The 12,504-nt window shown below is 68.4% G+C and carries 9 protein-coding genes; 4 read left to right on the top strand and 5 right to left on the bottom strand.

From position 1 onward, the window contains the following. Nucleotides 1-396 precede the first annotated feature (396 nt). The 3 genes from QWL29_RS20110 (at nucleotide 397) to QWL29_RS20100 (ending at nucleotide 6,320) form a co-directional block, all read left to right on the top strand. Complete coding sequence (locus QWL29_RS20110) at nucleotides 397-3,216, top strand: response regulator (protein WP_305824654.1); 2,820 nt, start codon at nucleotides 397-399, stop codon at nucleotides 3,214-3,216. A gap of 1 nt (nucleotide 3,217) precedes the next feature. After that, entirely contained in the window at nucleotides 3,218-5,407 is a 2,190-nt protein-coding gene (locus QWL29_RS20105) for a putative bifunctional diguanylate cyclase/phosphodiesterase (protein WP_305824653.1), read from the top strand. A gap of 187 nt (nucleotides 5,408-5,594) precedes the next feature. Continuing rightward, nucleotides 5,595-6,320, top strand: a complete 726-nt coding sequence (locus tag QWL29_RS20100) for a hypothetical protein (RefSeq protein WP_305824652.1) — start codon at nucleotides 5,595-5,597, stop codon at nucleotides 6,318-6,320. 25 nt (nucleotides 6,321-6,345) lie between these two features. On the opposite strand, the gene QWL29_RS20095 is transcribed toward QWL29_RS20100, so the two are convergent. Continuing rightward, nucleotides 6,346-8,790 (bottom strand): penicillin acylase family protein, encoded by a 2,445-nt coding sequence (locus tag QWL29_RS20095; protein WP_305824651.1) that lies wholly within the window; start codon nucleotides 8,788-8,790, stop codon nucleotides 6,346-6,348. 199 nt (nucleotides 8,791-8,989) lie between these two features. Here QWL29_RS20095 and QWL29_RS20090 point away from each other — a divergent pair, with 199 nt between their 5' ends. Next, entirely contained in the window at nucleotides 8,990-9,265 is a 276-nt protein-coding gene (locus QWL29_RS20090; protein WP_305824650.1) for a hypothetical protein, read from the top strand. On the opposite strand, the gene QWL29_RS20085 is transcribed toward QWL29_RS20090, so the two are convergent. From QWL29_RS20085 to QWL29_RS20070, 4 genes are all read right to left on the bottom strand, one after another. Beyond that, nucleotides 9,202-10,188 carry a DUF2334 domain-containing protein gene (locus QWL29_RS20085; protein ID WP_305824649.1) on the bottom strand — a complete coding sequence of 329 codons (987 nt, stop codon included), beginning with the start codon at nucleotides 10,186-10,188 and terminating at the stop codon, nucleotides 9,202-9,204. The genes QWL29_RS20090 and QWL29_RS20085 overlap by 64 nt on opposite strands. Before the next feature lie 4 nt (nucleotides 10,189-10,192). Beyond that, entirely contained in the window at nucleotides 10,193-11,329 is a 1,137-nt protein-coding gene (locus QWL29_RS20080; protein WP_305824648.1) for a glycosyltransferase family 4 protein, read from the bottom strand. Nucleotides 11,330-11,523: 194 nt separating this feature from the next. Further along, the gene (gene recR, locus QWL29_RS20075; protein WP_305824647.1) at nucleotides 11,524-12,114 is read right to left on the bottom strand and encodes a recombination mediator RecR; all 591 of its coding nucleotides are present in this window, start codon (nucleotides 12,112-12,114) and stop codon (nucleotides 11,524-11,526) included. A 22-nt stretch (nucleotides 12,115-12,136) separates the two neighbouring features. Further along, the gene (locus QWL29_RS20070; RefSeq protein ID WP_182987950.1) at nucleotides 12,137-12,466 is read right to left on the bottom strand and encodes a YbaB/EbfC family nucleoid-associated protein; all 330 of its coding nucleotides are present in this window, start codon (nucleotides 12,464-12,466) and stop codon (nucleotides 12,137-12,139) included. Between the last annotated feature and the right edge of the window lie 38 nt (nucleotides 12,467-12,504).

Below are 12,504 nucleotides of genomic sequence, written 5' to 3'. Positions count from 1 at the left end.
GAGTCCATAGATACGGACTGTACGAATCTCGGGCGGACTTGTGCTTTTGTAGGGTGGGCACTTGTGCCCACGCGGTCGTACGGTCACCCAACCGCAAAGTCAAATTCCGTGTTGCCGTAGCCGCTCCTGAGCGGTTTCGACATGCGAATGCTGCACCGCGTGGGCACAAGTGCCCACCCTACGAGGATATACGTAGGGTGGGTTCTCGAACCCGCCAATCGTTGACCGTCCCGCCGTCCTCGGCATCGCCACACCTCCCTCCCCACTTTGCGTTTGCGCAAAGCCCCCCCTCCCCCGGCAACGTATATTTTTTCTTGCAGGAATTTGCATTTCTGCATGGAGGGCTTGCGCGCATCACCTTGCGCGGGTCCGCATCTCAATGCCGGACCCCGACCCATGCCCTATTTCCAGCGTTCCAGCCTGAGCCGCAAACTGACCATGATGTCGCTGCTGTCCACCGGCAGCGCGCTGGTGTGCGTGTTCCTCGCCTTTGCCGTGGCCTCGGTGCTGAACGGGCGCAAGGACGAGGGCATGCAGCTCTCGTCGCTGGCCGGCGTGGTGGCCACCAACAGCGCCGACGCCCTGGTCTTCAACGACCGCAGCCTGGCCGGCACCCTGCTCGCCGCCCTGGCGGCCAAGGAAGAAATCTCCAGCGCCGCCCTGTACGACCGCAAGGGCCGGCTGTTCGCCTCCTGGCAATCGCCCCGCCACGCCAACGCCGATGCCGGCGTCACCGCGCCGCCGCAACTGGACGCCTTCGACGACGCCGCGCTGGCCGCAGCCAGCCAGGCCGGCAGCCGCATCTGGTCGCCACGCATGCGCCTGTACCGCCCGGTGATGAAGGACGAGGCCCAGGCCGGCGTGATCGTGATCGAGGCCGACCTGCTGCCGATGTGGCTGGGCATTGCGAAAAGCGTGGGCGTGATCGGCGCTGCGGCCTGCGTGTCGCTGCTGGTGTCGCTGGTGCTGGCACGGCGCTTCACGCGCTCGATCGCCGACCCGGTGACGAAGCTGATCCACACCGCGCGCAAGGTCTCCGAGAGCCAGAACTACACCCTGCGCGTGGCGAATGGCCGCAACGACGAACTGGGCGTCCTGATCGACAGCTTCAACACCATGCTGGCCCAGATCGAAGGCCGCGGCACGGCCCTCACCAACCACCGCGACGAACTCGAACGGCAGGTCTCGGTGCGCACCGAGCAGCTCGAGCGCGCCAAGAACGCCGCCGAGGCGGCCAGCCGCGCGAAGAGCGCCTTCCTCGCCACCATGAGCCACGAGATTCGCACTCCGATGAACGGCGTGCTGGGCATGGCCGAGATGCTGCTCGGGACCGAACTCACCGACAACCAGCGCAACTACACGCGCCTGGTGAAGCGCTCGGGCGAGCACCTGCTGGTGATCATCAACGACATCCTCGACTTCTCGAAAATCGAGGCCGGCAAGCTGACCATCGAGTACATCAACTTCAATCTCTGGGATCTGCTGGAAGACATCCACACCGTCTACACGCCCCAGGCCGAAGGCAAGGGCATCGCGCTCGACTTCGACATTGCCAACGACATCCCGGTGGCGATCTGCGGCGACCCGAACCGGCTGCGCCAGATCATGGCGAATTTGCTCGGCAACGCCATCAAGTTCACCGAGCAGGGGCGGATCCAGGCCAGGGTGCGCGTAGCCGGCGAAGACAGCCAGGCCGTGATGCTGCGCTTCGAGGTGCAGGACACCGGCATCGGCATCGCGCGCGACGCCCGCAGCCGCATCTTCGAGGCCTTTTCCCAGGCCGACGATTCGACCACCCGCAAGTACGGCGGCACCGGCCTCGGCCTGGCGATCTCGAAAGAGCTGGTGGAACTGATGGGCGGCGCCATCGGCGTCGAGCACGGCAAGCCGCAGGGGTCGGTGTTCTGGTTCACGGTCGGCTTCGACAAGCGCCGCGCCGACCCGGGCGAGCAGCACCACACCCTGGACGGCCTGCGCGTGCTGGTGGTCGACGAAAACGACACCAGCCGCGTCGGCCTCGAACGCCACCTGGCCGCCTGGCAGGCCGACTGCGCCAGCGCCACCTGCGCCGCCGAGGCGCTCGACAAGCTCGACAGCGCCGCCCGCACCGGCCAGCCTTTCGATGCGGCGGTGCTCGACATGGGACTGCAGCATTCGAGCGGCCTGCTGCTGGCCGCCACCATCAAGGCCAATCCGGTCACGCGGCCGACGCGCCTGGTCCTGCTCAGCCCCGAGCGCCTGGCGGCCGACCCGGTGCAGCGGCGCGAAGCGGGCGTGGCCTACCAATTGATCCAGCCGGCGCGCGCGGCCGATCTGTTTGCCTGCCTGGCCACGCGCCCGCGCGGCGCCACCGCCCCGGCGCCGCAATTCATGCCGCCGCCGGCCCTGCCCCAGCCGGGCGGGGTGACGCCGGTGCGCCGGGTGCTGCTGGCCGAGGACAATCCGGTGAACGTCGAGGTCGCGAAGGCGATGCTGGAAAGCCTGGGCCTGCAGGCGCAGGTGGCGCAGAACGGCATGGAAGCCTTGCAGGCGGTGCGCAAGGGCGGCGTCGAGGCGGTGCTGATGGATTGCCAGATGCCGGTGATGGATGGCTTTGCCGCCACCGCCGCGATCCGCCGCGCCGAGCGCGAATCCGGTATTCCGCGCACCTTGCCCATCATTGCGATCACCGCGAATGCCCTGCAGGGCGACCGCGAAGCCTGCCTCGCCGCCGGCATGGACGATTACCTGTCGAAGCCCTTCACCCAGCAGCAGCTGGCCGCCGTCATCGGCCGCTGGATCGCGCTGCCGCTGGCCGGCAGCGTGCACCACGGCGACGCGCCGCCGACGCTGCCGCCTGAAGCGCGCGAGGCGATCCAGCGCGAAGCCATCAACGGCGCCGCGCTCGACAAGATCCGCGCCCTGAGCCGCGACGGCGGCGACATCCTGGTGCAGAAGGTGATCAACGCCTACGTCGGCGACGTGCCCCAGCACCTGCGCACGCTGCGCCAGGCCGTCGGCGGCCACGACGCCGGCACCGTCAGGCGCATCGCCCACAGTCTGAAATCGGCCAGCGCGAACGTCGGCGCTGAGGGGATGGCCGGCCTGTGCAAGGACCTCGAACAGCTCGGCCGCGCCGACACCATCGAGGGCGCCGATGCGCTCCTCACCGACATGGAACACGCCTTCCAGGCGGTCCGGCAATCGCTCAATGCCATGCTAGAGAAGGAAACCTGAGATGCCCGCTCCAACCTCTTCCCAACGCGGTGTCGTTCTGGTGGCCGACGACGATCCGATCGTGCGCATGCTGATGCTGGAAATGCTCGCCCAGGTCGGCCTCGATGCGATCGAAGCCGCCGACGGCGCCCAGGCGGTGCGCCTGGCGCACGAACGCCGGCCCGACCTGATCCTGATGGACGTCGAGATGCCGCAGATGGACGGCTTTGCCGCCTGCCGCGCCATCCGCAGCGACGAACCCGGCGGCGCCCTGGTGCCGATCGTGATGGTCACCGGCGGCGACGACATCGAGGCCGTCACCAGCGCCTACGAGGCCGGCGCCACCGACTTCGTCTCGAAGCCGATCAACTGGCCCATCCTCGGCCACCGCGTGCTGTACGTGCTGCGCGCCAGCGACGCCATCGCGCGCCTGCGCATCGCCGACGCCCAGAACCGCGCGGTGCTGGCGGCGATTCCGGACACCTTCTTCCGCATGAACCGCGACGGTTTCTACCTGGATTACGAGCCTGGGCACGACAGGCCGGGCCATGAGCGTACGCCAGCCGAGCGCGCCGCCCGCGCCGCCGACCGCCACAATGCTCCCTTCTCCAGCGAACGCTGTATCGGCCGCCACATCAGCGACGTGCTGCCGCGCCCGATCGCGGCGCGCATGCTCGAGCAGCTCGGCGAAGTGCTGCGCACCCAGGAAATCCGTTCGGTCGAATACGAGTTGATCCGCTTCGGCGCGGCCCAGCATTTCGAGGCGCGCCTGGTCGCCACCAGCCCTTCCGAGGTGCTGGGCCTGGTGCGCGACATCAGCGAACGCAAGCGCAGCGAAGAGCAGATCCGGCGCCTGGCCTACTGCGACAGCCTGACCGGCATCCCGAACCGCCAGGCCTTCCTCGAAAACCTGGAACGCGAGCTGCAGCGCTCGAAGATCGGCAACAAGAAGTTCGCCGTGCTGTTCATGGACCTGGACGCCTTCAAGCGCATCAACGACACGCTCGGCCACAACGTCGGCGACCACCTGCTGAAGATCGTCTCCGAGCGCCTGCGCGAGACCATCCGCCCGAGCGACCTGGTATCGCGCGGCGATGCGGGCGCCGATGAATCCACGGAGGATTCCGCCAGCAACCTGGCGCGCCTGGGCGGCGACGAATTCACGATCCTGATCCCGGACCTGGAGCGCGTGGAGCATGCGCTGAACGTGGCACACCGCGTGAAGGAAGCGATGCGCCGCCCATTCCTCATCGACGGCAACGAGATCTTCGTCACCGCCAGCATCGGCATCTCGCTGTTCCCGGAAGACGGCGACGACTGCAACTCGCTGCTGAAATTCGCCGACACCGCCATGTACCACGCCAAGAACTGCGGCAAGAACAACGCCAAGCTGTACAGCTCTTCGCTGACGATGCAGATCATGAGCCACGTGAAGCTCGAAGTCGGCTTGCGCAAGGCGCTGCAGAACGACGAACTGTATCTGCTGTACCAGCCCCAGCTCGACGTGCGCTCGCAGGAAGTGGTCGGCGTCGAGGCGCTGGTGCGCTGGCGCCATCCGGAACGCGGCATCATCTCGCCGACCGAGTTCATTCCGCTGGCCGAGGAGACCGGCCTGATCGTACCGATCGGCGAATGGGTACTGCGCACCGCCTGCAACCAGGCGCGCGCCTGGCAGCGCAATGGCCGCCGCGCGCTGCGCATGGCGGTGAACCTCTCGGCCAAGCAGTTCAAGGACGATAACCTGTCGCAGATCGTGCTCTCGGCCCTGCATGAGACCGGCCTCGATCCCAGGCTGCTCGAACTTGAACTGACCGAGGGTACGCTGATGGACGACGCCCTCGCCACCCTGGCCACGCTGGAGCAGCTGCGCCGCATCGGCGTTTACCTGTCGATCGACGACTTTGGCACCGGCTACTCGTCGATGAACTACCTGAAGCGCTTCGACGTGCGCGCGCTGAAGATCGACCGCAGCTTCATCAACGGCCTGCCGCAGGACTCGGAAAACGCGGCCATCACGCGCGCCATCATCGCCATGGCCCATGGCCTGAAAATGGCGGTGGTGGCCGAAGGCGTCGAGACCGACGAACAGCTGGTGCTGCTCGAAGAATATGGCTGCGACATGGTGCAGGGCTACTTCCTGGGCCATCCGTCGACAGCCGAGAGCATTACCCACATGCTGGGCACGGTGCGCCTGGTGCTGCCATCGAGTTGAGCGAGACGTGGCGGCTCCTGTTTTTTCGGTCCGGCGTCGCGCCAAACAGCCGGGACGGCGCTAGAATCGACGCTGCCATCCACTCGCGAAGGTTCACGCCATGCCCGGTTACCAGACGCCCCGACTGCCCACGCTCGCGGCCGCTTGCGCCGCCGTCTGCACAATGCTTGCGGCCGGCATCCCCGCCGTGACACGCGCCGCGACCGGCATCGAACTGGCGCACGCACGAACGGGCGGCTATCCCTATTACGGTCACGAAGCGCCCGTGCGGCCAGGCGACTACTTCGCCCTGCACTGCGCACGAGCATGCGTGCTGAAGAAGACACGCGTATCGCTGCAGGCGGCGACAATCGAGACCACCGAAGGCCCGTCGCGCGGATTCGTCATGCGCAGCCATCCCTTCATTTCCTCGATGTTCCTGGTGCGAGGCCTTACCGGCCTGCGCGAAGGACCGGTCGAGACCTGGTACGCCAATGCGCGCTTCCAGCGCAGTCCCGGGGCAGCACCCGGCGACCCGTTGAAAGGGTCTCAACGCCGTACGATCGATATCGGCGGCGCACCTCTCCACGTCGAAGGCAGGGTCGAACAAATCGTGGACCAGGCCTGCGCCGAACACGGACAGTGCGAGCGCTATCCGCGGATTACCTGGACCGTCCGCTTCGACGGCACCAGGCGCACGCTGGCGGTGCTGGGCGGGAACAGCAACCTTGAGTCGCCGATCCCGATCGAGGACTTCCTGGTCTGGGTTGGCGACCTGGACGGAGACGGCAAACCGGACATGGTCGTCCGGCCGCAGGAGCTGAACCGGGGGTTGGAGATGGCGCTGTATCTGTCGCGCGACCTGGCGCCTGGAAAACCATGGAAGCCTGCCGCCGCCTTCCACTTCTGGGATCCCAGGGAATACGTCTGCTAGTTCCCGGCTGGAGCGTGGGTCAGCGCTAGGGCCGCAAGACCAGCGTATGCCGCGCCACCCCCGGCAGCAGCGGCAGCGGCGTCCCCTTCACCCACTCCGCGTGCCCTTTGCGGAACCACGGCGACAGCGGATGCCCGCTCTGCCCGCCCGGCATGTTGTACAGCCCTTCTTCCTCGCGTCCCGGCGACACCGTCATGCGCTCGGACTGGCCGAACTTCGGCCCCGCCACGCGCGGCATGTGGGCGTCGCCCGGCAGCTGGTCGGGCGGCAAGCCGAGCCAGCCGGCCAGGCTCGGGACGGCCAGCGCGATCGGGTGCGTGATCGCCGCTGTGTTGCGCTGGCCCCAGGTGGCTTGCGCCAGCGGCAGGCCTTCCTTGTCGAAGTCCGCGATGACGCGGTCGATGGCGGCCAGCTGCAGGTCGCGCCAGCTCCCCTGCCCCGCCGGCAGCCAGCCGGCCGGCTGGACGTCGAGCAGGCGCATCAGCATGGCCGGCCAGCGCGGGCTGGCGCTACCCACGCTCGCCTTCGGGTCGATCTTCGCCAGTTCCTCGTTGACGCCGGCGAACAGCAGGTCGTGTAGCGCCCACATGGTGTTGCGCGCCAGCCGGTAGCCGACCGAGTCGACGTCGGCGCGGCCGTTCCAGCTGGTCTCAAGCAGGCGCCGAAACTCGGCGCGGCGCGGCTTGCCGGCGGTGGCGGCTGGATCCAGCACGGCCAGGGCGCGTTCGCGCCACAGGGCGATGAAGCGCGCGCGGTCGTCGAGCGCGGCCTGGAAAGCAAGCGCCACGTCGGTGCGCGGGCCGAGGCGGTGCACGCGGTCGGCCAGCTGGGCGTTGCGCTGGCCGAGGTCGAAGCCGCCGTCGCCCAGCAGTTCGGCGCCGGGCCCCGCCAGCTGGCGGCTGTTGGCGGTAGTGATCTGGCCGTCAAGGGGATTGACCACGCGCGGATACTCCTGCGGCGCCAGCAGCCCCTGCCAGCCCGGGACGGCGGCACCGGCAGCAGCAGCGTCAGCAGCAGTAGCGGCTGCACCGGCCATCAGCGGGAAGCTGTTCTCCACGCCCGGCTGCGCGCGCCGCGGCAGCATGCCTGCGATGGTCCAGCCGATGTTGCCGGCGCGGTCGCCGCCGACGAAGTTCTGGGCCGGGATGCCGTCGGTGTTGGCAATCGCCAGCGCCGCGTCCAGCGTCTCCACCGTTTCCAGCTGCAGGTGGTTCAGGTTCACCGCCTGCGGCTGGTGCGCCACCCAGTGCACCGCGTACTGCCTGCCGCCCGCCGTGCGCAGCGGCCCGAGCGAGGTCTCGCGCACCACCAGGCGCTCGCCTGGGCCGCCTTTCACGGCAATCGTCTCGACCTGCTCCTTCACGCGCTCCCAGCCCGCCGGCGTGCGCACTTCATGCGGGCGCGCGGCATCGACGCCGACTTCGACCAGGTCGACGGTATCTGCATAACTGTTGGTGAAGCCCCAGGCCACGTGGCCGTTGCTGCCGGCGATGATCAGGGGCGGCGCGCCCGGCAGGGTAACGCCAACCAGGCGCCGCTGCACGCCCTGCTCGTCCTGGTACAGCAGGGCCAGCCGGTACCAGATGTTCGGCAGCTGCAGGCCCAGGTGCATGTCGTCGGCGACGATGGCCGCACCGCTGGTGCTGCGGCTGCCGGCAATCGCGTAGTTGTTGCTGCCGACCGCATCGACAAAGGCGTTCGAGGCCAGCGCCAGCTGCACGGGCGCCTCCGGCGTGCTGCCCCACCACGCCGGGGCCGCGGGCGGCAGCGGCGCGTCAAGCGGCGCGGCGTGCAGGGCGCCGTCGAGCGGGGCGTCCCAGCGCGAGGACTGGGGCAGCAGGAAGGCCAGCTGGGCGGCGTTGCTGTGTTCGCGCAGCCAGCCGCGCGCCAGTTCGCGTCCTTCCTGGCTGCCCTGCAGGTCGATGTACATGGCCCACACGGCCAGCAGCGAATCCTCGGCGCGCCAGGCCTGTGGCGCGGCGCCGGCCAGCAGGTATTCGAAGGGACGCGCCTTCAGGGCGCCCAGGCCGTCGTTGACGCCGGCCACGTAGCGGTCGATGAATGCCCGTTCCTGCGGCGCCAGCAGGGCCAGCGACTGCCGGGCGCGGGCGCGGAAGCGGTGCAGGCGGCGCGCGCGGTCGAGCGGCAGCGCGCGCGGGCCGAACAGTTCGGCCAGTTCGCCGGCGGCGGTGCGGCGCAGCAGGTCCATCTGGAAGTAGCGCTCCTGGGCGTGCACGAAGCCGGTGGCATAGGCCAGGTCGAGCCGGCTGCGGCCGCGGATCAGGGGCACGCCCATGTCGTCGCGCTCGATGCTCACCGCCGCCTGCAGGCCGGGCGCGGCGCGTGCGCCGTCGAGCTGGGGCAGGCTGGCGCGCAGGAACAGCCAGGCGCCGAGGCCGGCGAGCAGCAGGAGCACCAGCAGGCAGGCGACGATCCGCCCGGTCCAGACTGTCCAGCGTCGCTCGGCCATGCGTTCCCCTTTGTTTCCATTTGTTAAACACTGCATCTTGCCCGAAAAACCATCCTTGAGAAAGACTTACATGGGCTTATATACAGCTAAGCAGGCTCGTGGGCCAGCGCGATTGGCCGTGATCGAGCAGTCGGGTTGCGATTGCGCTAAGCTCGAAACAGGTCTGGATCCGGGACAAACCAACAACGAGGAGTTGATCATGCGTACCCTCATCGCACTATCCGCAGTGCTGGCGCTGAGTGCCTGCGCTACCCCGCAAGAAAAGGCCGCACGCAAACAGGCCGAGATGGCCGAACTCATGCAGGTGTATGGACCGGCCTGCGACCGGCTCGGCTTTGCCCAGCAGTCGGATCAATGGCGTAACTGCATTCTCAGCCTGAGCACGCGCGACGAGGTCCAGCGCGCCGGCAACTATGGGCCGTATGGCGGCTGGGGTCCGGGCTGGCGCGGCGGGTTCTGGGGCCGCGGCTGGTAAATCGGCTGGTAAATCGGCTTGTAATGCGCGGCGCAGCTGGCCTTGGTCACCGCATGACGGGTGCGCACCATCTGTTCGACCAGGCGCCTGGCATGCGCGAGCAGGCGCGGATGGCGCACGTCGGGTGGATGCAAGCTCAGGCGCACCAGCGGCGCCCCGGCCTGCCAGCGCGCGGCCAGCCCGGCCGCCAGCGGCGACAGGAAGCGTCCGCTGCGGTTGCGGGCGGCATACACCAGCGACGGCGCAAACAGCGCCGGGCCAAAGGGCGTGGCTGACCGCCGCGCGGCCAGCCTGTTGTCTGCGCTCGCACCTGCGCCAATGTGCCCGCCAGCGCCGTCCCCGCTGCCGGCTGCGGCCGCTGAGGCCGCCATGGCGGCATCGCCCTTGCCTCCTAGCAGGTGGAAATGCATGAAGGTGGTCGTGTAGGCAAACGGAAAATCACCCAGGGCTTCCCAGGCCCCCTCCCCCATCAGCCAGGCCGGCGGCACGAAGCCGCTCGCCGTCCAGCCACGTTCGCGGAACCAATCCAGTCCCAGTGCCAGCCGGCGCCGCGCCTCCGCGGCGGACAAGGCGGCAAACTCGCCTTCGCGCTGCGTGTACACCCCGCGCAAGAAACGCTGGCGCAGGCTGGCCGCGCGTGCTTCGGTATCCAGGTGGGTCAAGCCATGCAGGACCAGTTCATCGCCGCGCGCCAGCGCCGCGTCGAGCCCGGCGCGCATGGCCGCATCGTCGGCGGGACGGTCGTGGTAGCGCGGCACCACCAGCCAGCTCAGCGGAATGTCGGCCACTTCGCGCAGGGCGGCGGCCAGGCGCGCGCAATCGTCCCAGGTGGCCGGCGCAACGTCGTGGATCGACACGCACAGCAAGGGCGGCGGCAGGGGCGCGGCCTGTGGCTGGGCTTGGGACGCTGAAGACCTGGTCACCGCGTCAATCCGACACACAGATGTGCCCGGCGTCCGGTTCGCCGCGTTCGCGCTGCCCGAGCACGGCCTGGTAGCGCCGCATCACCTGGGGCAGGATCTGGTCCCAGTCGTAGTACTCGGCGGCCTTGCGGCGCGCGTTGGCGCCCAGCTGCGCCAGGTCGCGCGCGTAGATGGCCTCGATGGCGGCGGCCAGGCTGTCGACGCTGTTCGGCGCCGCCAGCACGCCGGTGCGTTCGTCGACCAGTTCCGCCACCCCGCCGCCGGTGGTGGCCACCACCGGCAAGCCGCAGGCCATGGCTTCGAGCACGATCAGGCCGAAGGTTTCGCAATCGCCCGGATGGACCAGCACGTCGCAGCTGGCCAGCAGCCGCGCCAGCTGGCGCTGGTTGCGCTTGAAGGGGATATAGGTGATTTGCGGATAGCGCGGCAGGTCGGCGCCGCCGCCGATCAGCACCAGGTGGTAGGGGCGCCCGAGCTTGCGCACCGCTTCGATCAGCAGCGGCAGTTTCTTTTCCAGCGTGAAGCGCCCGGCGTACACCAGCAGGCGCGCATTCTGCGGCAGGTGCAGGTGCTCGCGCAGGGTCTCGACCCGGCGCGCCGGGTGGAACACGGCGCTGTCGATGCCGAGCGGCTGGTGGCGCGCGCCGGGCACGCCGATGGCCTGCAATTGCTCGACCATCGCACGGCTGGGCGCCAGCACCAGGTCGAACTGGCGGTACAAATGGGCCAGGTATTTGCAGGCGACCCCCTCGGCGGCCTGGCCGAAGCGCGGACGCACCAGGCGCGGCAAATCGGAATGGTAGAAGGCAATCGCCGGCACGCCGAGGCGGCGGCGCAGGCGCAGGGCGGCCCAGGCGCTGTGGCCGGCGTCGCCGACCTCGATCAGGTCGGGCCGGGCCTGGTGCAGCAGGCGCAGCGGCGCACGCACCGAGGTGGGCATGCGAAAGCCATTGATGCCGGGCAGCGCCATGGCCGGCACGCGCACCAGCGCCGGGGCAGCGCCGCCGCTGGCCACGTTCGGACTGAGAATGGTATGGCGAAACCGGCTCTGGCGCGCCAGCCAGCGCGCCTTGGCGTTCAGGTAGGTGCTCACGCCGTTGCCTTCGGCGGCGTAGAACATGGTGATGTCGACGAGGTGCATAAACGCGGTCCGCTAAAGTGTGCCCACGATAGCAGCGGACCTTCCATACCGGTTGCGCGCACGCAAACGGACAAGCGCCACCGCGGGCTAATCGTTGTTCAGAACGCTTGGCAAAATCCTTAAAGCAAGAAACGCTTCGGCGCCGGGGCAAAAGCGAAACCTGGCTTGAAGCAGCTGTCAGGTGTTCAAGAACATTATGCGGTACGGCGGTCGAGCATGGCGCGCGCGATGGTGCCGGCGTCAACGTACTCGAGTTCGCCTCCCACGGGCACGCCGCGCGCCAGGCGGCTGACCTTCAGCCCGCGCGCCTTGAGCATTTCGCTGATGTAGTGGGCGGTGGCTTCGCCCTCGTTGGTGAAGTTGGTGGCGAGCACCACTTCCCCGACGATGCCGTCGGCCGCGCGGCCAACCAGCTTTTCCAGGTGCAGGTCTTTCGGGCCGATGCCGTCCAGCGGCGACAGCCTTCCCATCAGCACGAAGTACAGGCCCTTCCAGGTCAGGGTCTGCTCGATCATCATCTGGTCGGCCGGGGTTTCGACCACGCACAGCAGCGTGTGGTCGCGCGCCTCGTCGGCGCACATGTCGCAGATTTCGGTGTCGGCGAAGGTATTGCACATGGCGCAGTGGTGCACCGTGTCGACGGCCTGGTAGAGCGCGCGCGACAGCATGGCGGCGCCCTCGCGGTCGTGCTGCAGCAAATGGAAGGCCATGCGCTGGGCCGATTTCGGCCCGATGCCGGGCAGGCGGCGCAGCGCCTCGGTCAGGAAGTCGAGCGACTTGGACATGCGGTACGCGGCGCCTGTGCTCTTAGAAAGGCATCTTGAAGCCGGGCGGCAGACCAGGCATGCCGGCGGTCAGGCCGCTCATCTTTTCGGCAGCGGTGGCTTCGGCCTTGCGCACGGCGTCGTTGAAGGCGGCGGCGACCAGGTCTTCCAGCATGTCCTTGTCGTCGGCCAGCAGCGACGGGTCGATCTGGACGCGCTTGACGTCGTTCTTGCAGGTCATGGTGACCTTCACCAGGCCGGCGCCGGACTGGCCTTCGACTTCGACCAGGGCCAGCTGCTCCTGCGCCTTCTTCATGTTGTCCTGCATGGCTTGCGCCTGTTTCATCAAACCTGCGAGCTGGTTCTTCATCATGATGCGGTTCTCCAATAAGTCGGATGGTAAGAAAGTGT

It is taken from the genome of Massilia brevitalea (assembly GCF_030711405.1).
Classification (GTDB): Bacteria; Pseudomonadota; Gammaproteobacteria; order Burkholderiales; family Burkholderiaceae_D; genus Telluria; species Telluria brevitalea.
The sequence above is the reverse complement of the archived record's forward strand: the minus strand, read 5'-3'. Positions and strand labels throughout refer to the sequence as shown.